Genomic DNA, 21,047 nt, shown 5'->3' on the forward strand with positions numbered 1-21,047 from the left:
GTAAGCAAGCATTATGTACACAGCCACCCTTCCATCTTCATTATTTGCAGATACAAACGATGACATACCGCACATTATGTTTGGTACTGGCGAGCCATTGGCTCGCCGCCTGTTCCACTACGACACCACAGACTGAATCCGATCTCATTCAAGCCGCTCAGCAGGGCCAGGGCAAGGCGCAATATGAGCTGGCCAATCGTTTGGCTGCCAAGCCGGATTATCCCGAGGCGATGCGCTGGATGAAACAGGCGGCCGAGCAGGCGGGCCCCCTGGCGGCAGATGCTGACATGCGGGGCAAAGCTGCACTGCAGGTGGGGAACTGGTATCAGGCTGGTCTGGGAGAGCCGAAGAGTCCCAAGCAGGCCAGTGGCTGGTGGCAACGCTCGGCCAAGTTGGGGAATCCGGATGCCAGTTATCGGCTGGGGATGGAGTGTCGGCAGCAGCACAAGGGCAAGCTGGCCCATGAGTGTCTCGACTGGTTCGAGCAGGCGGCCAAGCGCGATCATGCGAGTGCCCAGTTGATACTTGGACAATGGTATGCAGGTCAGGCGGGATCCGATGAGGAAGCCGTCAAATGGCTGGAGAAAGCCGCCGAACAAGGCAATCGGGATGCCCAATTCCAGCTTGGCACTCGCTATGAGCAGGGAAAAGGGGTGAGCAAGCGCCCCGATCTTGCCCTGCGCTGGTATGAGAAAGCCGCCGCTCAACAGCAGCCGGAAGCCTTGTTGGTGTTGGCACGCAAGGCACCACCTGAAGAGGCTCTCAGCCTCTATCAGCGAGCCGCCAATGGCGGTGCTGCGCCGGCCCAACTGTGGTTGGGGCAAGCCTATCTGGCCGGCAAGCAGGTTAATCAGGATCTTGCGCTTGGCCGTTATTGGCTGGAGCTGGCAGCAGGAAGTGGTTCCCACGAAGCCGAATATCAATTGAGCTTGCAGCAGAGTGATGCCGCAGGGCGAGAGTATTGGCTGATGCGTGCCGCAGAAGGGGGATTGAGCCAGGCTCAGCTTGCATTGGCGCAATGGCAGCAAGAACGGGGGGACCTCGTGACCACTCGTCAGTATTTTGCACTGGCTGCAGCACAGGGTAACGTCGATGCCCGTTATGCCTATGGCGAGATGCTGCGGTTGGGATTGGGCGGCAAGGAAGATTATGTGCAGGCGCTCAAACAGTATCGATTGGCTGCCAATGCCCAGCACAGAATCGCCCAATATCGCATGGGGATCATGCGTGAACAGGGGCTGGGAGCACCACGCAATAGAGTGCATGCTTATGCATGGTATTTGTTGGCGGCAACAGATGGTAATCAAGAGTCTGTCAACGCCCGTGATGAACTGGAAAAAGGCATGACGGAAAAAGAAAAAAGTGTTGGACAAAAATTGGCGCAGCATTGGTTTTTACAACAGAAGAATCAGCTGGAATTGTTGTCTGGTTAGGTAGAGGAATTGCCTTTCAATCTAGGAACTCATTTTTTCAATGATCTCATTACGATGGCAATGCATTGTTTTCTTGGTTTTTCAATGAGTTCTGGCTAGCTGATGAAAGCTGCTTATCATGTCCTTTCATGTAATGGAATCTTATTGCGTGCTGTCGCGGCACAGTTTGACGCATGGATGGCATTATATTTTCGACAGTAAGTGACGTATTGAGTCGTTAATGATGGAAAGTAACGTTTTTAATTGTTGAAAAATGAAATTATTTTATGGTATTTGATGTGGATAATATGCCGCAAATGTTTGTTTAGATTTGTAGCTTACAGTAACGTGCTGTTTTTGTTGTGTTTTTTATTTTTGTTTTGCTTGTTTTATTAATGGCTTATTGACGGATTATTGCCTGTGAATATACCATCTGCCGCAAATGGCGCCTTAAGCCAATATGACCTCTAACAAAGAGTAGAGGCACATCGGGTTGTATAAATACAAACGTGAATATTATGTTTTTGATTATTAGAGCTTTGCTCTATTCATATCAAAAGCATATCTGTTGGCCTGTGGACTTTCCTTGCGATATCCACCCATATCGTCAACTGTCATTTTTGACAGTTGTTGGTTAATCCATCGGCTATAAGCTTTTGGGTCTCTGTAGATCCATAACTTGGTATTTAGAGCATGGGAAAAAATATCGATGGCGCTACCGTTGCGCCCAAAGAACGTATCAATATCAAATATGTACCGGCGACCGGTGGACAGCAGGGAGAAGTTGAACTTCCGTTGACCATGATGGTAGTCGGCAATATGAAGGGCCGTACCGAAGACACCCCGATCGAGGAGCGTCAGACCGTCTCCATCGACAAGAATAATTTTTCGTCCGTCATGAAAGAATCCGCACTGGAACTGAAGTTTTCCGTTCCCAATCGTCTGGAAGAGAACAGCCAGGATGCATTGCCGGTTTCGATCAATATCCAGTCTCTGGAAGACTTCACTCCTGACCGCGTGGCCCAGCAAATACCTGAGCTGCGCAAGCTGCTGGAGCTGCGCGAAGCGCTGGTTGCCCTGAAGGGGCCACTGGGAAATATCCCTGCCTTCCGCAATCGTTTGCAGGATCTGCTGTCCAGTGATGAAGCTCGTGAGCAACTGCTCAAGGAGCTGGATTTGATTAAGCCTGCCGAGTGATCGCCGGGTTGGATTGACTGAACGAGAAGGGAACAAACATGTCTTTGGTCGAAGAACAGGTTCAAGCGGGGGCGAGTGCTGCCTCCTCGTCCTTGCTGGACGAAATCATGGCGCAGGCCCGCATTACCCCGGTGGATGAGGGCTACAGCGTCGCCAAGCAGGGTGTTGCAGCCCTGATCGCCAACATTCTGGACAGCGGCACCACCAGCGATCCGGTCAACAAGGCGCTGGTGGACAGCATGATTGTCGAGCTCGACAAGAAGCTGAGCAAGCAGATGGACGTCATCCTGCACGCCAAGGAGCTGCAGGAGATGGAGTCCTCCTGGCGCTCCCTGAAGCTCTTGGTGGATCGCACCGATTTTCGCGAGAACATCAAGATCCAGGTGCTGCATGCCACCAAGGAAGAGCTGCTGGAAGATTTCGAGTTCTCACCCGAAATCACCCAGTCCGGCCTCTACAAGCATGTCTATTCCAGCGGTTATGGTCAGTTTGGTGGCCAGCCGGTGGGGGCAGTGATCGGTGATTACGCCTTCACCCACAGCGCACCCGACATCAAGCTGATGCAATACGTCAGTGCGGTGGGTGCCATGGCCCATGCGCCTTTCATCTCCTCTGTGGCGCCATCCTTCTTCGGCGTCGACAGCTTTACCGACCTGTCCTCCATCAAGGATCTGAAATCGGTATTCGAAGGGCCGGCCTACACCAAGTGGCGCGCCTTGCGTGAGTCGGAAGATGCCCGTTATCTGGGACTGACCGCACCGCGCTTCCTGGCGCGTCTGCCCTACGACCCGACCGAAAACCCCATCAAGGGCTTCAACTATCAGGAAGACATCAGCTCGGACCACGATCACTACCTGTGGGGCAACACCGCCTACCTGATGGGCACTTCCCTGACCGACAGCTTCGCCAAGTATCGCTGGTGCCCGAACATCATAGGCCCGCAGAGCGGTGGCGCCATCCACGACCTGCCGGTGCACGTCTATGAGGCCATGGGTCAGCTGCAGGCGAAGATCCCGACCGAGGTGCTGATCACCGACCGACGCGAGTACGAACTGTCGGAAGAGGGTTTCATCACCCTGACCATGCGCAAGGACAGCGACAACGCCGCCTTCTTCTCCGCCAACTCGGTACAAAAACCCAAGGTGTTCCCGAACACCAAGGAAGGCCGGGAGGCGGAGACCAACTACAAGCTGGGTACCCAGCTGCCCTACATGTTCATCATCAACCGCCTGGCGCACTACATCAAAGTGCTGCAGCGCGAGCAGATCGGCTCCTGGAAGGAGCGTCAGGATCTGGAGCGTGAGCTGAACAGCTGGATCCGGCAGTTTGTCGCAGACCAGGAAAACCCGCCGGCAGAGGTCCGCAGCCGCCGTCCGCTGCGCGCTGCGCAGATCAAGGTGCTGGATGTGGAAGGGGAGCCGGGCTGGTATCAGGTCGCCATGGCCGTGCGTCCGCACTTCAAGTACATGGGGGCGAGCTTCGAGCTCTCTCTGGTAGGTCGTCTGGACAAGGAATAAGGCCCGATGCCGCATCTCTCTTCCTGGGATAGAGGAAATGCGGCCAGCCTGTTTGATCGTATCCGGGGGGAGGGGCTTGGCTCCTCTCCCCGCTCGGAGTCTGAAGAACTGATCGCATCTGTCAAACGGCAGCTCGAGCAGGTTCTCAACACCCGCCCCGGCAATTGCCGCAGTGCACCCGATCTGGGGGTCATTGATCTCAATGACGCCACTCAGGGCAGTGCGGATATCAAGGGGCGGATCCGGGAGGCGATCCGGCAATGCATCCGTCGTTATGAACCACGGATCGTGCATGTGGATGTTCGTTCACCCGACTATCAGGCGAGCCCGCTTGAGATGTCGTTTCAGGTGACGGCCCACGTGCGGCTGGAGCATATCGAGCAAGTTACCTCGTTCAACGTCCATATGGACAGTCACCGTCACTACCGCATGGTCTGATCAATGTCGCTGGAACATTACTTCAGGGATGAACTGGCTTTTTTGCGCCTGCAAGGGCGCGAATTTGCCGACGCCTATCCCGAGCTCACCCGCTTTCTGTCGGAGCAGAATACCGATCCGGACGTGGAGCGCCTGCTGGAGGGGTTCGCCTTTCTCACGGGCAACCTGCGCGCCAAGATTGAGGATGAGTTTCCCGAGCTGACCCACGGTCTGCTCAACATGCTCTGGCCCAACTACCTGCGTCCCGTGCCCAGCATGACCATCATGCAGTTTTCGGTCATTCCGGGCGCCATTGCCCAGCCGGCGTTGGTCAGGCAAGGCTGCCAGCTCGACAGTCTGCCCCTGGACGAGGTGACCTGTCATTTCCAGACTTGTCACGATACCTGGGTCTATCCGGCCGATATCCGTCATATCGCTGCCCAGAGCGGCAACGATCTCTCCACCATCTCGCTGGATATCGCCCTGCATGCCCCTCTGCCGCTGAGCGAACTGCAGCTGGACAAGCTGCGCTTCTTCCTCGGTGGCGACAGCTACACCGCCTATGAGCTCTACTTCTGGCTCTCCAACCAGCTCTCCCATATCGAGCTGGAGATCGACGGCAAGCGCTTTCGCCAGGAGGCCAAGGCCCTCAAGTCGGTCGGCTTCGAGCGCGATGACGCGCTCTTGCCCTATCCGAACAACGTCTATTCTGGCTACCGGATCCTGCAGGAGTACTTCTGCTTCCCGGAAAGCTTCCTCTTCTTCGAACTCTCTGGTGGCGAGTGGCCCAAACAGCCGTTGCCGGTGAGCGAATTCAAGGTGCACTTCTGCTTCGACCGACCGCTGCCGGCGGAGCTCAAGATCCGTCCCGACTCCTTCATGCTCAACTGCGTGCCGGCCATCAACCTGTTCCAGCACGACAGCGAGCCGGTCAACCTCAATGGCCGTCAGGCGGAGTATCCCCTCAAGGCAAGTTATCGCCACGCCGACAGCTTCGAGATCTTCTCGGTGGATCAGGTGGAGGGCTGGGTCGAGGGGAACCTCGGCCGCTCCCGCGGCACGCCGCGCATCTATCAGCCATTCGAGAGCTTTCAGCACCAGATCGAGCGGGCCAAGCAGCGGCTGGCGCTCTACTACCGGGTGCGGGTCAAGGAGGCGGTGAGCGGGGATGGTTTCGAACACAGCCTCTCGTTCGTGCGTGGGGATGAAACCACCACGGTCGAACTGGATGAATCCATCTCGGTGACGCTCACCTGCACCAACCGCTCCCGCGCCGCCCGCCTCAAGGTGGGCAGCGTCTGCGTGCCGACCGGCAGCTCGCCCTCGTTTGCCACCTTCCGCAACCTGATCCGGCCGACCCGGCCGCTGCGCCCGGCGCTGGACGGCAGTCTGCACTGGACGCTGATATCCAACCTGTCGCTCAACTATGTCTCCCTGCTGCGCCGCGATGCCCTGGTGCAGGTGCTGCGCACCTACGATTTTCCGGCGCTGCACGACAAGCAGGCCGAGCAGGCCTCGCGCAAGCGGCTGGCGGGGATCGAGGAGATCGAGACCAAGCCGGTGGACCGGCTGGTGCGCGGCATGCCGGTGCGGGGGCTCAAGTCGGTGCTCTCCATCCGCCAGTCCGCCTTCGGCAGTGAAGGGGAGCTCTATCTGTTCAGTACCGTGCTGGCCCACTTCTTCTCGCTCTATGCCAGCGTCAACGCCTTCCACCTGCTTGAGGTGGTCAATCTCGACAACAAGGAGCGCTACCAATGGCCAGTCCAGATCGGTCAGCACTCCCTGATGTGAACGCCACCCGGGAGGCGCCCCGCTTCAACTTCTTCCAGCTGGTTGAGCTGCTCAACCGGCTCGATGGCGCCGATCAGGAGCGAGGGCTCGACTACCTGCCGGGTGACGAGAACATCCGCTTCAAGGCGACCGCCTCTCTGGGATTTCCCACCAGCGACGTGCTGCAGATTGGCCGGGACGGGCAGGGCCGCCACGAGCTGGAAGTGGCCTTCCTCGGCCTGCACGGCAGTCAGTCGCCGATGCCCGGCTATTACCTCGATTCGCTGGCGTGGGAGTACGCCCAGGGGGAGCAGAAGCTCGGCCTGTTTCTGGACTTCTTCCACCACCGTTTGCTGACGCTGCTGCACCGGATCTGGCGCAAGTATCGCTACCACGTGCGGTTCCAGGACAACGGCGAGGATGGCTTCTCCCGTCTGATGTTTGCCCTGGTAGGGCTTGGCAACGAAGCGGTATGCCAGAGCCTGCCGGTCAACCGGGCCAAGATGCTCTCCTATGCGGGCATGCTGGCCAGCCCCAGCCGCTCCCCCGAGGTGGTGGCCGGTCTGGTGGCCCACTGCTTCGATCTGGCCGACGTGCAAGTGAGCGCCTGGCAATGGCGCAAGGTGCCTATTCATCAGGATCAGCAAAATCGCCTCGGCGGCGCCTGCGCCACCTTGGGGAGCGATTTTGTCATCGGTGACAAGGTGAATGACTGTGCCGGCAAGTTCTTGTTGAAGATCAACAACCTGAGCTTTGGCCAGTTTCTCGGCTTTCTGCCGAACGGGGAGCACTTTCACGCCCTGGTGACCTTCGTCTCCTTCATCCTGCGTGATCAGCTGGCCTGGGATCTGCGCCTGGGGTTTGGTCAGGAGCAGGCGAGGGGGTTGAGGCTGGGTGAGGAGCAGAGTGCCCGTCTGGGGTGGAGTACCTTTCTCGGCCAGCCGCCGAGTGATCCGTTCGTGACCATCTGCGTGCAGGAATAAGTGCAAAAATCAGCAGCGCAGAAAATTTAACTACAGGAATCAGTGCAGGAGTAACTGTGGACGATTTTAACCAGCAACTTTCCCTGGTGGTGCTCAACAGCGAACAGCTCGACGGCAGCCAGCAGGTGCAGTACCGCTTCGATGAGATGGGGGGGACCCTGGGGGCCTCCGAACAGGATGACTGGCAACTGCGCGACAGGCTGGGGGCCGTCATGCCCGCCCACGCCCGCATCGAGCTCAACGACGGTCGCTTCTGCCTGTGCGATCTGAGCGGCCAGACCTATATCAACGGTGCCACCTCGCCCATCGGACGGGCTCGCAAGGTGCATCTGGAGCAGGGGGACGAGCTCGTGGTCGGCCCGTTCCGGCTGCGCGCCTATCTGGGGGCCATCACCCCCGAGCAGAGCCTGCAACAGGTGCTGGGCAATCGCCCCACCGAGCAGCTCGACGAGTGGCTGACCAGCGATGAGCCCGTCGTGCCGGCTGACGATCCGCGCACCCTGGCGGCCGATCCCTTGCTGGCATTGCAGCAGGAGCGCAGAGCGCCCAATCCGTTGATGGATGGTCCGCTGGCGGACGGTCGCCTGCAGGCTTCACTGCGTTCACAACCGGATGTGGACGTTCCCCCTCTTGCCCCTTTTTCTGCTGTCGAGAACACCATGAACCAAGAATTTCTGGATATGCCCGCCATCGAGAACCATCCCGATTATCAGCTGTCGCTGGACGGCGTCGATCACGTGGCCCTGACCCCGCTGATGCGCGGCTTGGGTCAACCCTTGCAACTGCAGGACACCCAGCAGGCCCACGACATGCTCGAAGAGATGGGCAAGACGGTGCGGGCCATGGTGGAGGGGTTGCTGCAACTGCAAAACGAGCAGGCTGCGCTGGCGGACAAGCACCTGCGCCCCATCGAGGACAACCCGCTGCGTCTGGGCCTTGATTATGACGAGACCCTGGCGGTGCTGTTTGCCGAGCAGAAGAGCCCGGTCCACCTGAGCGCACCGGCGGCGGTGGCCGAGAGCCTGCACAACGTGCGCATCCACCACGTGGCGAACCAGCAGGCCATCGGTGCGGCGCTCGACAGCATCCTGCAGGCGTTTTCGCCGCAGGCCCTGCTGGGGCGCTTCGAGCAATACCGCCGCAGCGGTGCACCGGGCACGGCCGATGAAGGATGGGCCTGGGACATGTACCAGCATTACTACCGCGAGCTCACCTCTGCCCGCCAGCAGGGGTTCGACAAGCTGTTCCACCAGGTGTATGCCCAGGCCTATGACCAGGCCGTGCGTCAGCAACAGGGACTGATTTGATGATACGTGCGCTGATGCTGGGCGCCGCGCTGCTGGCCCTGGCAGGTTGTACCACCATGGGCAAGATGGCCGACGTGGCCATGAACCCGGATATCCAGGTGGGCAGCAATGACAGTCAACCGACGACCCTGGGGCTGAGCCTGCTGGCGGAGCCTGACGTCAACCCCAATGAGAGCGGGGAGGCGGCGCCCATCGAGTTTCAGGTGGTGCTGCTGGCCGAAGATTCCAAGCTGCTCGCCACCGACTACGACCAGGTGACCGCGGACGTGGAGAAGGCCCTTGGCAAGAACTACCTGGACCATCAGGACTACACCCTGCTGCCGGGCCAGTTCAAATACCTGCCCCCCATCAAGCTCGACGAGAAGACCCGCTACATCGGGGTGATCGCACGCTACGCCGACCCCGACAGCGCCGAGTGGCGCAAGGTCATCAAGATCAAGAGCAAGGGAACGGCTTATCAAATCCTGGTGCACCTGCGCCTGGATGAAGTGGAACTGCAAAAAGAAGAAGAATAACCATGTCGAGTCGAAATCGGGTTATCTGGCGTGAGGGGCTCTTCATCAAGCCCCAGCACTTCCAGCAACAACAAAGACATTCGGATTACGCGCTGCACGCTCGCCTGAGCGCGCTGTCCGATTATTTCTATGGCTTGCAGTCGCTCGCCATCAACGAGGATTACCTGGGTTTTGGTCGCATCGCCCTGGTGGGGGCCACCGGCATCCTGCCGGACGGTACCGTGTTCAACATCCCCAATGACGACGTGCTGCCGACCCCGCTGGAGGTCACCGACGCCTCGGTGGCCAACCAGAAGGTCTATCTGGCCCTGCCGCTCTCGGTGAGCGGCGTCAATGAGGTGGGGCAGGGCGGTCAGGTGGCTACCCGGTTGCAGGCCCATCGCCACGACGTGCGCGATCTGCACAGCGAAGGGGGGGACGTGGTTTCCCTCGAAGTGGGGCGGGTCAGCCTGCGGCTGATGCTGGAGCGCGAGGATCGCAGCGCCTATGCGTCGCTCGCCATCGCCCGCATTCTGGACAAGCGTCCGGACGGCGGCCTGGTGCTGGATCCCAACTTCATGCCCTGCAGCATCAGCGTCTCCGCCATCCCGACCCTCAAGCGCTTCCTCGGTGAGTCGGCCGGGTTGGTCGCCGAGCGGGCTCGTAGCCTCTCCCAGCGCATCGCCGCGCCGGGTCAGCAGGGGGTGGCCGATGTGGCCGAGTTCATGATGCTGCAGCTGCTCAACCGGGCCCAGCCCCAGCTTTCCCATCTGGCGCGCCTTGGCACCCTGCACCCCGAGCGGCTGCACGAGGCGCTGGTGCAGCTCTGCGGCGAGCTGATGACCTTTACCGACGAGTCCCGCCTGCCGCCCGAGTTCTCTGCTTACCGTCACGACGATCAGCAGGTGAGCTTCGAGCCGGTGATGCTGGCCCTGCGCCAGGCGCTCAGCACCGTGCTGTCGCCGCGCGCCGTCTCCATCCAGCTGCGCAAGCACCAGTACGGCATTATGGTGGCCATGGTCAACGAGAGCGAGCTGATGCAGAGCGCCGACTTCGTATTGGCGGTGCGTGCCCGCATGCCGCAGGAGCAGCTGCGCAAGCAGTTGCTGCAGCAGACCAAGGTGGCCTCCAGCGACAAGATCCGCGAGCTCATCAGCCTGCAGCTGCCCGGCATTCCGCTGCTGCCGCTGCCGGTGGCGCCGCGGCAGCTGCCCTATCACGCCGGTTACAGCTACTTCCAGCTCGACCGGCAGAGCCCGGCCTGGCAGATGCTGGCGGTGGGCAACACCCTTGCCTTCCACATCGCCGGCGACTTCCCCGAGCTCGACATGCAGCTCTGGGCCATTCGCAGCCAGTGATCGCACCAAGGAATAAGCAGAGATGACCACGGACATTATCAAGAACGAGCAACTCAGCGATCTGCTGTTCGATCATGCCGAGCAGCTGGACATGGATTCGGATTACTGGTTCCGCCTGCGCGGCCAGAGCATCAACCCGATGATCGATGCGGTGACCCCCTTGCTGGGGCTGGTGCAGCGGGTGCGCCTGCTGTCGCGCTACGACCGGGTGCCCGAGCTTTATCAGCGGGTGGTGACCGAGATCCAGGCCATCGAACAGGAGCTGATGGCCCAGGGCTACGAGAACGGGGTGGTGCTGTCGTTTCGCTACATCCTCTGCACCTTCATCGACGAGGCCGTGATGGGCCGCGACTGGGGCAGTCAAAGCGAATGGTCCGAGCACTCCCTGCTGACCCGCTTTCACAACGAGACCTGGGGCGGCGAGAAGGTGTTCGTGCTGCTGGCCCGCCTGCAGGAAGACCCGGTGCGTTATCGCGACATTCTGGAGTTCATCTACCTCTGTCTGTGCCTCGGTTTCGAGGGGCGTTACAAGGTGATGAGCAAGGGACAAGGGGAGTTCGAGCGCATCGTGCGCCAGCTGCACAAGCAGTTGGCCCCCGAGGCCGGCGGCGAGGCGCCCAGCGTGTTTCACCTCGATCTGGGTCAGCAGGCCTCCCGCTATCAGCTGCGCAAGCAGGTATCCCTGCGCAGCCTGTTCATGGGCGGCGCGCTGATCCTGGCGCTGATCTTTGGCCTCTATCACCACCAACTCAATAACCAGACCCAGGACGTGCTGCGTCAACTGGGCGAATTATTAAAATAAATACTTAAGGAGAGCACGCCTTGATTCGTATAGAGCTACCGGTACTGGTGGAAAGACTCAACCCCATCTGCCGTCACATGCTGGAAGAGGCTGCGGCCCTCTGCGTTAATCACCAGGGAGCCGAGATCCGCATCGAGCATTTGCTCCTGAAGATGCTGGAGACCCCGCTGAGCGATGTGCGCCAGATCCTGAAGGTGGCCGAGGTGGAGGTGGAAGAGCTCAAGACCCTGCTGCAACCGTCCGCTGCCGACAGCAGCTATGGCCAGGGTTACCCTTCCTTCTCGCCCATGCTGGTGGAGTGGCTGCAAGACAGCTGGCTGCTCGCCTCTGCCGAGCTGCAACATGCCCAGCTGCGCAGCGGTGTCATGCTGCTGGTGCTGCTGATGACCCCCCAGCGCTACCTGCCGGGTTCGGTGACCCGCCTGCTTGCCAAGGTCAATCGCGAGCTGCTGCGCCAGCAGTTTGACGAGTGGGTCAAGGAGTCCGCCGAGACGCAAGTGACCAACGCCCCCGGCGGCAAGACGGCCCAGACCGCCCTGCCAGCCGATGCCAGCCTGCTGGCTCGCTTTACCGTCAACGTGACCGAGCAGGCCCGCCAGGGCAGCCTGGATCCCGTGCTCTGCCGGGATCACGAAATCGACCTGATGATCGACATCCTCTCCCGTCGTCGCAAGAACAACCCCATAGTCGTGGGGGAGGCCGGGGTCGGCAAGAGCGCCCTGATCGAGGGGCTGGCCCTGCGCATGGTGGCGGGTCAGGTGCCCGAGAAGCTGCGCGGGGTCGAGCTGATGACCCTGGATCTGGGTGCCATACAGGCCGGCGCCTCGGTCAAGGGGGAGTTCGAGAAGCGCTTCAAGGGGGTGATGCAGGAGGTCAAGGACGCCGTGCAACCTGTCATCCTGTTCATCGACGAGGCGCACACCCTGATCGGGGCCGGCAACCAGGCCGGCGGACTGGATGTTTCCAACCTCATCAAGCCGGCGCTGGCCCGGGGCGAGCTGCGCACCATCGCTGCCACCACCTGGGGCGAGTACAAGAAATACGTGGAGAAAGACGCGGCCTTGTCGCGCCGCTTCCAGCTGGTGAAAGTGGGTGAGCCCGATGCCGACGAGGCCACGGTGATCCTGCGCGGCCTGCGCAGCATCTACGAGAAGGCCCACGGGGTGCTGATCGACGAGGAGGCGTTGCAGGCCGCTGCCCAGCTCTCCGCCCGCTACATCTCCGGCCGTCAGCTGCCGGACAAGGCGATCGACGTGCTCGATACCGCCTGTGCCCGGGTGGCCATCAACCTCACCACCCCGCCGCGCGCGGTCAGCCACCTGCAAAACGCGCTGCGCCAGCGCGAGCTGGAGATCCGCCAGCTGGAGCGCCAGAGCCTGATAGGTCTCGGTGACAACGCAGAGCGCCTGGCCGAGTTGCAGGCGGCCCAGCAGGCTTGCCGTGAAGAACTGGCCGAGCAGGAGGCCCGGTGGCAGCAGCAGCAGGGGCTGGTACACCAGATTGTCGAGCTGCGCGCAGCCCTGCTGGCCGATCAGCAGGATGAGATGCTGGCCAGAGAGGCGCTGGATCTGGCCGATGCGCCGCTCGATCCGCAAGCCGCTGCCGAGCAGCTGGCCATCCTCGAGCGCGAGCTGGCCGAACTGCAGCAAGGAGAAGTGCTGGTCTCCGCCCACGTCGACAAGACCCAGATTGCCGCCGTCATCGCCGAGTGGACCGGGGTGCCCCTCAATCGTATCTCGCAAGGGGAGCTCGATGTGGTGACCCGTCTGCCGGAATACCTCGGCGAGCTCATCAAGGGGCAGGATGTGGCGGTGGCTCACCTGCACAAGCACTTGTTGACCGCCCGCGCGGACCTGCGTCGTCCCGGCCGGCCGCTCGGCGCCTTCCTGCTGGTGGGACCGAGCGGGGTCGGCAAGACCGAAACCGTGCTGCAGATCGCCGAGCTGATGTTCGGTGGCCGCCAGTATCTGACCACCATCAACATGTCCGAGTATCAGGAGAAGCACACCGTCTCGCGCCTGATCGGCTCGCCGCCCGGCTACGTCGGTTTTGGCGAGGGGGGCGTGCTGACCGAGGCCATTCGGCAGAAACCTTACTCCGTGGTGCTGCTGGATGAGGTGGAGAAGGCCCACCCGGACGTGCTCAACCTCTTCTATCAGGCGTTTGACAAGGGCGAGCTGGCGGACGGGGAAGGGCGTATCATCGACTGCAAGAACGTGGTCTTCTTCCTCACCTCCAACCTCGGTTTCCAGACCATCGTGGATCACGCCGAGCAGCCCGACGTGCTGCTGGACGCCCTCTATCCGGAGCTCGCCGCCTTCTTCAAGCCGGCGCTGCTGGCGCGCATGGAGGTGATCCCCTATCTGCCGCTCGGTCACGATACCCTGGTACAGATCGTGGGCGGCAAGCTCAACCGGCTGGTCAAGCTGCTCAAGGAGCGCTTTGGCGCCGAGGTGGTGCTGGACGACGAGGTGGCCGAGGAGATCCTGCTGCGGGCCAATCGCAGCGAGAACGGTGCCCGCATGCTCGAATCCGTCATCGACGGTGCCCTGCTGCCGCCTGTTTCCCTGCAACTGCTGCAGCGCCTCTCGGCCGGTGAACCCATCAAGCGCGTCCACTTTTCCGTGGCCGATCACCAGTTTGTGGCCGAGGTGGGGGCTTGAGTATGGAGCAAGCCCTCGCATTTTCCCTGGCCCTCACCGCCCAGCGCGATGAGCCACACCTGTGCCACTGGTGGAGCTCGACCGTCCATGCCAGCTTCCAGCCCAGGGGGCTGCTGCTCGGCATGCTGGATGTGAGCGGCCGCCAGCTGGAGTGCCAAGGCTGGGTCAGGGGGAAGGAGGTGGCGCTGGGGCTGGCGGTGGACGATTTTTCCCACCCCCTTGCCTATGTGCTGCACAAGGCCCAGTCCCGTACCTGGGACTCCCTCTACGGCGGTGCCCGCATCGAGCACGCCGGTTTTCGCGCACTGCTGGCCAACCTTGGCCAGCAGTGCGGGCTGCACGCGTATCCGCTGCTGGATGGCAACGGCAAGCCGTTTGCCGTGCTGGCCCTGATGGATGAAGGGGAGGTGCTGCGGGCCTGGGCCGACGGCCCCGAGCTGGCCCAGCTCTCCCAGGTCTTTTGCAACCAGCTCACCCTCATTCGCGATCTCGGTCGCAGTCGGCGGGATCAGGGGGTACTGCGCGACTCCCTGCGCCAGATGAAGGGGGAGGGGGAGCGGCTGCGCCAGCACGAGAAGCTGCTCGGCGATCAGCTGGTCGGCCAGTCGGCGGTGATCCGCGGGCTGCGCGAGCAGATCAACCAGGCCGGCCAGCACAAGCTGACCGTGCTGATCCAGGGGGAGACCGGCAGCGGCAAGGAGGTGGTGGCACGGCTGGTGCACCAGTGCTCCGATCGCGCCAACAAGCCGTTTGTCGCCATCAACTGCGCCGCCATCCCGGAGAACCTCATCGAGAGCGAGCTGTTTGGTTACCAGAAGGGAGCCTTCTCCGGCGCCCTTGCCAACAAGACCGGGCTGGTGGCCCAGGCCAACGGTGGCACCCTGTTTCTGGACGAGGTGGGGGACATGCCCGCTGCCATGCAGGCCAAGCTGCTGCGGGTGCTGGAAACCCGCAGTTACCGGCCGCTCGGGGCCGAGCAGGAGTATCACTCCGATTTTCGCCTCATCGCCGCTACCCATCAGCCGCTCACCCGACATGTGGAGGAGGGGCAGTTTAGGGCCGACCTCTACCACCGTCTCTGTCAGTGCCTGCTGCTGATTGCCCCCCTGCGCGAACACATGGATGACGTGCCGCTGTTGTGCCAGCACTTCATGGCCCAGTTTGCTGCCCAAGATGGCAAGACCTTGGTGGGGCTGCAGCGCAAGTTCTTGAAACAGCTGCAGACCTATGACTTCCCCGGCAACGTGCGCGAGCTGCGCAACCTGCTGGAGGTGGCCTGCGCCCATACCCGTCACGGGGAGGAGGTGGGGCTGGAGGCGCTGCCGCCGGAGCTGCGCGAGCGGGTCAGCGCCCTGCTGCCCTCTTCCATGGACGACTACAACCACATCCGCGATCTGCGCCGGGCCATGCAGCAGTATGAGGCTTCCGTCATCGAGGCGCGGCTGCGCCACTTCCAGGGCAATCGGATGCTGGTGGCCGAGAGCCTCAACATTCCCAAGCGCACCCTGGATCACAAGTGCCAGAAACTGGAGGTGAACTGATGAGCATCCTCGGCTTGTTACCGCTGCTGCTGGCCACCAGTGCGGCCGAGGTCCCGTTGGACATGGCGCGCTGGCAGGCCTGCCGGCAGGAACCCTCGCCGCTGGTACGGCTCGCCTGCTACGACGCCATCGGCAATGGCGCAGCCAGTGCCGCCGAAGGGGCCGCCCCCAAGTCGGCGGCCTGGCAGGCCATCTGGGCCCAGGAGCAGGCTCGCACGCCAGCGAGCGCGCCCTTCCTGTTGCAGAGCAACGCCGGCAGTGGCAGTGAAACCCTCACCCGCCCGGCACTGCGCGGGGCGACCCTGGCCATCGGCTGCGTCGACAGCATCACCCATATCCGGCTGCGGCTGGACAGCCCCTGGAGCGGCGAGAAAGTGCAGGTCGAGCTGGATGGTCAACCGAGTGCCGGCTCCCAGAGCTGGTTTATCCGGGATCAGGGGCTGTTGCTGGAATATGGCCGTGGCCTGCCCGCCATCGAGGAGCTCAAGCGCTGGCAGGGCCATCGCGAGCTGCAGGTGCGGGCCGACAACGGCGCCCTCTTGCGGGTCGACCTGAGCGGCCTGAAAGAGGCGCTGACACCGCTGCGTCAGCAGTGCCGCTGGTAGGAGGGGCGATGAGCTATCAACACCCCTGGTGTGCACGCCTGCTCACCAGCCTGCCGGATGAACAGATAAGAGGCGCCGTGCTGGCCGACGAGCCGCGCTGGGACTATGTGGAGACCGAGCTGGTCAAGCTGGGATCCCTCGCTCACAGCCAGGTCGATCTCAATGCGGTGGCCGAGGCCTGCCTCGGTTTGCTGGAGAGTCGCACCAAGGACATGCGGGTGCTGGCCCAGTTGCTGCGCTGCCTGCAGCACCCTGCCAAGGCGACCCCGCTGGGGGCGGCGATCAGCCTGCTGGAGGCCTGGATCCAGGCTTACTGGCTGCTGGCCTGGCCCGGCAATGCCAGCCAGAAACAGCGGCTGATGGTGCAGATCGTCAAGCGCTTCGAAGGGGCCCTGCCGCGCATTTGCGAGAGCGCTTCGGCGGCCGAGCTGGCCCAGCTGCTGGCCCAGGCCGAGCAGCTGGAGCGGGTCTGGCTGGCGCAGTGTCCCGACAAGGGGGAGCTGCTCGACCCGCTGGTGATGGGGCTGAAGCGGGCCCAGCGCCAGCAGCTGGCACAGGCCGAGGCCAATGCCGCCGGGCAGCCCCAGAGCAGCGGCGCGGCGGCTGCGGGCTCCCCGGCCTCGGTGGCGTCGACCGCCAGTTGTGCCGGCGCCATGGTACTCAGCGGCAGTGCTGGCGTCGACGTCGACAGTTCCAACGATCGTGCCTGGCGTCAGACCCAGCTCAAGGTGGCGGAGCTCCTCATCGAGCGTCAGCCCGAGGTGGCGGTAGGCTATCGGCTGCGTCGTCACGCCGTCTGGGCCGGGATCACGGCGGTCCCCATGAGCGGGGCGGGCAATAAAACCCCGCTGGCGCCCATGTCGGCGGACATGGTGGACGAGTACCGTGCCGCCATGAACGCCCCTGATCAGGGGCTCTGGCAGCGCATCGAACAGAGCCTGACCCTGGCACCCTACTGGTTCGAGGGGCACAGGCTTTCGGCCGAGGTGGCCGAGAAACTCGGCTTTGGGGCGGTGGCCCAGGCGATCGCCGAGGAGCTCGGGACTTTTCTGCAGCGCCTGCCGGCCCTGCGGGAACTCGCCTTCAGCGACGGCTCGCCGTTTCTCTCCCCCGAGTGCAGCCGCTGGCTGCAACCGGCCAAGGGCGGCAGTGCGGGCATTGGCGAGGCGGGGCTGGCCGAGGAGGTCGCCCAGCGCCACGGCGAGCAGGGGATCGCGGCGGCGCTCGCCCTGCTTGATGAGCGGATTGCGCAGTTGAAAGAGCCAAGAGATCGCTTCCACGCCTTGCTGGTGCAGGCGGAGCTGTTGGCGCAGGAAGGCATGGAGGCGCTTGCGCGCCAGCACTATCAACACTTGTGGCAAGAGGCCAGTCGCCTCGGGTTGTCGCACTGGGAGCCCGGGCTGGTCAACCGCCTGGAGAGCCTGGCGGCGCCGTTGTCGAAATGAATGCCGAAATGAGTCATTGAGTCGGAGTTGGATCACATTTTATGTTCAAAACCATTTTTACTTTTCTGCGGCAACAGCTGCCGAAATTGAAACCCTCCTGGCCCCTGCTCGGTGCTGTGCTCTGGGTGCTGGCTCTCATCCTGGTGTGGTGGCTGGGCCCTCGTCTCGAGGTGCGCGGCGCCAAACCGTTCGAGCCGTTGTGGGGGCGGGTGGTGTTCACCCTGCTCTGGCTCTGGTTGCTGCTGGGAGTGGTCTCCTGGCGGGTGTGGCGCAAGATGCAACAGCTCAAGGCCGAACGCCAGCACGAGGTGGTGCTGGAGCAGGACCCGGTCAAGGGGCTCATCGACAGGCAGGCGCTGTTCCTCGATCGCTGGCTGCAGGCGTTGAATACCCATCTGGGCAAGGGGGCGCTCTACGCCATGCCCTGGTATCTGGTGCTGGGGCTGCCCGGCAGCGGCAAGAGCAGCCTCATTCACCGCGCCAACCCGGCCAACAAGCTCAACCCGAGACTCGATACCGAACTGCGCGACGTGGCGCAGGATCAGCTGGTGGATTGCTGGCTGGGGGAACAGGCGGTGATGCTGGATCCCGCCGGGGTGCTGCTCTCCCAGAGCGAAGCCGAACTGGATCCGCAGGCCCGCAAGCATGAGCGGCTCTGGCTGCACCTGCTTGGCTGGCTCAATGAACACCGCCGCCGCCAGCCCCTCAACGGCCTGGTGCTGACCGTGGATCTGGCCTGGCTCTCCCACGCCAGCGTGGCCGAGCGCAAGGCCTATGCCCAGCTGATGCGCTCGCGCCTGCAGGAGGTGTCGGCCACCATGAATACCCGGTTGCCGCTCTATGTCACCTTCACCAAGCTCGATCTGCTGCGCGGCTTTGACGTTATCTACCAGCAGCTCGACAAGGAGGCCCGGGATGCCGTGCTGGGGGTGACCTTCAAGCCAGGCGCCGACTGGCAGCAGGATCTGGCCCTGTTCTGGGATCAGTGGGTGGACAACCTCAACCAGAATCTGCCCGAACTGATGCTGAGCCGGCTCGATGCCGCCCAGCGCAACGCGCTGTTCTCGTTCGTGCGCCAGCTGGCGGGCCTCAAGGATTACGTGACCAGCCTGCTGGCCGAGACCCTGGCCATCGAGGAGAGCAAGCCGCTGCTGGTGCGCGGGGTTTATGTCAGCTCCGTCTATCAGCAAGGGGTGCCGTTCGATGCGTTTGCCCAGGCGGCCTCCCGCCGCTACAACTTGCCAGAGCCCATCCACTCGGCCCTGCGTGGGGAGTCCAACACCTACTTCGTGCGCCAGCTGTTCTCCTCCATCATCTTCCCGGAGGCCCATCTGGCCGGCGAAAACCGGCTGCACACCCTCTATCGCCGGCGCCGCATGGCCATCGGCCTCAGCTGCCTGTCGCTCTTCTCGGCCGCCCTCATCGGTGGCTGGCACTACTTCTACCGGGTCAACGAGGAGGCGGGCCGCAACGTATTGACCAAGGCTCAGGCCTTCATGGAGACCAACGAGGTGGCCGACGCCCACGCCTTCGGCGTGAGCCAGCTGCCGCGCCTCAATCTTATTCGCGAGGCGACCCTCTCCTTTGGCAACTACCGCGAGCGGATGCCGCTGGTGGCGGATCTCGGCCTCTACCAAGGGGACGAGATTGGTCCTTATGTGGAGGGCTCCTACCTGCAACTGCTGAGCCTGCGTTTCCTGCCGGCCCAGATGCAGGGATTGCTGGCGGATCTCAACCAGGCGCCTGCCGGCAGCGAGGAGAAGCTCGCCATCCTGCGGGTGATGCGGATGCTGGACGATGCGTCCGGTCGCAACAAGGAGCTGGTGGCGCAGTACATGGCGAGCCGTTGGCAGAAGGCCTTCCCGGGGCAGGGGGCGGTACAGGAGCAGCTGATGGGGCACCTGGACTATGCCCTCGACCACACCAACTGGTATGGCGCCAGGGCCGAGCGGGATCAGGCCGCCATCACCGCCTTCGTGCCGTTCAAGGAGCCGGTCTACGGTGCCCAGCGCGAGCTCGGCAAGCTGCCCATGTATCAGCGGGTCTACCAGAACCTGGTGGTGAAGGCGGGCGATGTATTGCCGCCGGATCTCAACGTCCGTGACGAGGTGGGCCCCACCTTTGACACCGTGTTTGCCCTGCGCAGCGACAACGCCGGCCAGGTGCCGCGGCTGCTCACCTGGCCCGGTTTCAACGACTTCTTCCTGAAACAAGACAAGGCGCTCATCGATCTCACCGCGATGGATGCCTGGGTGCTGGGCCAGCGCAAGCTGAGCCAGTTGAGCGAGGCAGATCGCAAGGAGATCACCCGTCAGGTCAACGACCGTTACGTCACCGATTACGTCAACCAGTGGCAAAAACTGCTGACCAATCTGGACGTGCAGACCCTGGAGAGCCCGGAGCAGGCGCTGGACGTGCTGGCCGCCATTACTGGCAACGATCAGCCGTTCCAACGGGTACTGGCCTCGCTGGATGACAACACCCGCATTCGCAAGATCTCCGATGTGGAAGGGGACCCGGCCCAGGCCATCAGCGCCCGCATCGGTCGTCCCTTTATGGCCACTAATGGAGTATTGGCTGGACGTGGCGAGCAGGGACCGCTCATTCAGGAGGTCAACCAGAAGCTGGTGGAGCTGCAGCACTACCTGGAGCTCATCGTCAACGCCACCGAGCCGGGCCAGTCCGCCTTGAAAGCGGTGCAGCTGCGCATGACCAACAAGTACGCCGATCCGGTGTTCGCCCTGCAGCAATATGCCCGCAGTCTGCCGGCCCCGCTCGATCGCTGGGTGGGTCAGCTCTCCGAGCAGAGCTCGCGGCTGGTGATCGACCTGGCCATGTCCTCCCTCAATCAGGAGTGGCAGGACAAGGTGCTGACCCCCTTCAACAGCCAGCTGGCCGGTCGTTATCCGTTTGATCCGAGCTCGAACAAGGATGTGCCCCTCTCCGAGATGGAGCGCTTCTTTGCGCCTAACGGGACGCTGGACAGCTTCTATCAGGTCAACCTCAAACCCATGGTGGAGAGCGGCCTGATGGAAGGGGAGTTCAGCTCGCCCATCCAGGCCGAGCTGGTCAAGCAGCTGGACCGTGCGGCCCGCATCCGTCAGATCTTCTTCAGCCAGCAGGGCAACCTGGAGGTGCAGTTCGCCCTCGAGCCCATCGAGCTCACCGCCAACAAGCGGCGCAGTGTGCTGAACCTGGACGGCCAGCTACTGGAATATGCCCATGGCCGTCGTACCAAGATCCCGCTGGTGTGGCCCAATACCATGCGCGACGGGGCGGAGAGCAAGATCACTCTGGTGCCGGCCGCCCGCGAGCGCTCACCACGCAGCGAAGGCTTCGTCGGTCCCTGGGCAATGTTCCGTCTGATGGACAAGGGGGAGCTGACCCAGGTCAATGACGCCACCTTCGATGTGCGCTTCCCGGTGGATCAGGGGGCCATGACCTATCGCGTCTACACCGACAGCGCGCAAAACCCCTTCACCGGCGGCCTGTTCAGCCAGTTCAGACTGCCTGAATCCCTCTATTGATCGCGTCGG

Annotated in this window: 15 protein-coding genes; all 15 read left to right on the forward strand. The window is 62.4% G+C overall.

Annotated elements, in window-relative coordinates:
- Positions 1-59: 59 nt before the first annotated feature.
- Positions 60-1,433, forward strand: a complete 1,374-nt coding sequence (locus AHA_RS09225; RefSeq protein WP_164927604.1) for a tetratricopeptide repeat protein — start codon at positions 60-62, stop codon at positions 1,431-1,433.
- 672 nt (positions 1,434-2,105) lie between these two features.
- Positions 2,106-2,609 (forward strand): type VI secretion system contractile sheath small subunit, encoded by a 504-nt coding sequence (gene tssB / locus AHA_RS09230; protein ID WP_011705712.1) that lies wholly within the window; start codon positions 2,106-2,108, stop codon positions 2,607-2,609.
- A 38-nt stretch (positions 2,610-2,647) separates the two neighbouring features.
- Positions 2,648-4,126 (forward strand): type VI secretion system contractile sheath large subunit, encoded by a 1,479-nt coding sequence (gene tssC / locus AHA_RS09235; RefSeq protein WP_043163044.1) that lies wholly within the window; start codon positions 2,648-2,650, stop codon positions 4,124-4,126.
- A 6-nt stretch (positions 4,127-4,132) separates the two neighbouring features.
- The gene (gene tssE, locus AHA_RS09240) at positions 4,133-4,564 is read left to right on the forward strand and encodes a type VI secretion system baseplate subunit TssE (RefSeq protein WP_011705714.1); all 432 of its coding nucleotides are present in this window, start codon (positions 4,133-4,135) and stop codon (positions 4,562-4,564) included.
- A 3-nt stretch (positions 4,565-4,567) separates the two neighbouring features.
- Positions 4,568-6,334: a type VI secretion system baseplate subunit TssF gene (gene tssF / locus AHA_RS09245; RefSeq protein ID WP_011705715.1), complete on the forward strand. Its 1,767-nt coding sequence runs from the start codon at positions 4,568-4,570 to the stop codon at positions 6,332-6,334.
- Positions 6,298-7,296 carry a type VI secretion system baseplate subunit TssG gene (tssG, locus tag AHA_RS09250; RefSeq protein WP_011705716.1) on the forward strand — a complete coding sequence of 333 codons (999 nt, stop codon included), beginning with the start codon at positions 6,298-6,300 and terminating at the stop codon, positions 7,294-7,296. Before tssF ends, tssG begins: the two co-directional genes overlap by 37 nt.
- Before the next feature lie 56 nt (positions 7,297-7,352).
- Positions 7,353-8,603 carry a type VI secretion system-associated FHA domain protein TagH gene (gene tagH, locus AHA_RS09255; RefSeq protein WP_011705717.1) on the forward strand — a complete coding sequence of 417 codons (1,251 nt, stop codon included), beginning with the start codon at positions 7,353-7,355 and terminating at the stop codon, positions 8,601-8,603.
- A complete protein-coding gene (gene tssJ, locus AHA_RS09260; protein ID WP_011705718.1) occupies positions 8,603-9,118 on the forward strand; it encodes a type VI secretion system lipoprotein TssJ in 516 nt (171 codons plus the stop codon). Before tagH ends, tssJ begins: the two co-directional genes overlap by 1 nt.
- Positions 9,119-9,120: 2 nt before the next feature.
- On the forward strand, positions 9,121-10,455 hold the full coding sequence (gene tssK / locus AHA_RS09265; protein ID WP_011705719.1) for a type VI secretion system baseplate subunit TssK: 1,335 nt from the start codon (positions 9,121-9,123) through the stop codon (positions 10,453-10,455).
- Positions 10,456-10,477: 22 nt separating this feature from the next.
- Positions 10,478-11,257 (forward strand): type IVB secretion system protein IcmH/DotU, encoded by a 780-nt coding sequence (icmH, locus tag AHA_RS09270; RefSeq protein ID WP_010634228.1) that lies wholly within the window; start codon positions 10,478-10,480, stop codon positions 11,255-11,257.
- A gap of 20 nt (positions 11,258-11,277) precedes the next feature.
- Positions 11,278-13,920: a type VI secretion system ATPase TssH gene (tssH, locus tag AHA_RS09275; protein WP_011705721.1), complete on the forward strand. Its 2,643-nt coding sequence runs from the start codon at positions 11,278-11,280 to the stop codon at positions 13,918-13,920.
- A gap of 2 nt (positions 13,921-13,922) precedes the next feature.
- Positions 13,923-15,461 (forward strand): sigma-54-dependent transcriptional regulator VasH, encoded by a 1,539-nt coding sequence (gene vasH / locus AHA_RS09280; RefSeq protein ID WP_011705722.1) that lies wholly within the window; start codon positions 13,923-13,925, stop codon positions 15,459-15,461.
- Positions 15,461-16,066, forward strand: coding sequence for a type VI secretion system-associated protein VasI (vasI, locus tag AHA_RS09285; RefSeq protein ID WP_011705723.1), 606 nt, complete (start codon positions 15,461-15,463; stop codon positions 16,064-16,066). Before vasH ends, vasI begins: the two co-directional genes overlap by 1 nt.
- A gap of 8 nt (positions 16,067-16,074) precedes the next feature.
- Complete coding sequence (tssA, locus tag AHA_RS09290) at positions 16,075-17,511, forward strand: type VI secretion system protein TssA (protein ID WP_011705724.1); 1,437 nt, start codon at positions 16,075-16,077, stop codon at positions 17,509-17,511.
- Between the two features lie 41 nt (positions 17,512-17,552).
- Complete coding sequence (tssM, locus tag AHA_RS09295; RefSeq protein WP_011705725.1) at positions 17,553-21,038, forward strand: type VI secretion system membrane subunit TssM; 3,486 nt, start codon at positions 17,553-17,555, stop codon at positions 21,036-21,038.
- The last annotated feature ends 9 nt before the right edge of the window (positions 21,039-21,047 follow it).

The organism is Aeromonas hydrophila subsp. hydrophila ATCC 7966 (genome assembly GCF_000014805.1).
In the GTDB taxonomy this organism is placed as follows: domain Bacteria; phylum Pseudomonadota; class Gammaproteobacteria; order Enterobacterales; family Aeromonadaceae; genus Aeromonas; species Aeromonas hydrophila.

Coding starts and splice junctions, on each gene's coding strand:
- tssA (WP_011705724.1), top strand. CDS start 16,075: ATGAGCTATCAACACCCCTGGTGTGCACGCCTGCTCACCAGCCTGCCG.
- icmH (WP_010634228.1), top strand. CDS start 10,478: ATGACCACGGACATTATCAAGAACGAGCAACTCAGCGATCTGCTGTTC.
- tssF (WP_011705715.1), top strand. CDS start 4,568: ATGTCGCTGGAACATTACTTCAGGGATGAACTGGCTTTTTTGCGCCTG.
- tssM (WP_011705725.1), top strand. CDS start 17,553: ATGTTCAAAACCATTTTTACTTTTCTGCGGCAACAGCTGCCGAAATTG.
- tssE (WP_011705714.1), top strand. CDS start 4,133: ATGCCGCATCTCTCTTCCTGGGATAGAGGAAATGCGGCCAGCCTGTTT.
- tssG (WP_011705716.1), top strand. CDS start 6,298: ATGGCCAGTCCAGATCGGTCAGCACTCCCTGATGTGAACGCCACCCGG.
- tssB (WP_011705712.1), top strand. CDS start 2,106: ATGGGAAAAAATATCGATGGCGCTACCGTTGCGCCCAAAGAACGTATC.
- tssK (WP_011705719.1), top strand. CDS start 9,121: ATGTCGAGTCGAAATCGGGTTATCTGGCGTGAGGGGCTCTTCATCAAG.
- AHA_RS09225 (WP_164927604.1), top strand. CDS start 60: ATGACATACCGCACATTATGTTTGGTACTGGCGAGCCATTGGCTCGCC.
- tssJ (WP_011705718.1), top strand. CDS start 8,603: ATGATACGTGCGCTGATGCTGGGCGCCGCGCTGCTGGCCCTGGCAGGT.
- vasI (WP_011705723.1), top strand. CDS start 15,461: ATGAGCATCCTCGGCTTGTTACCGCTGCTGCTGGCCACCAGTGCGGCC.
- vasH (WP_011705722.1), top strand. CDS start 13,923: ATGGAGCAAGCCCTCGCATTTTCCCTGGCCCTCACCGCCCAGCGCGAT.
- tssC (WP_043163044.1), top strand. CDS start 2,648: ATGTCTTTGGTCGAAGAACAGGTTCAAGCGGGGGCGAGTGCTGCCTCC.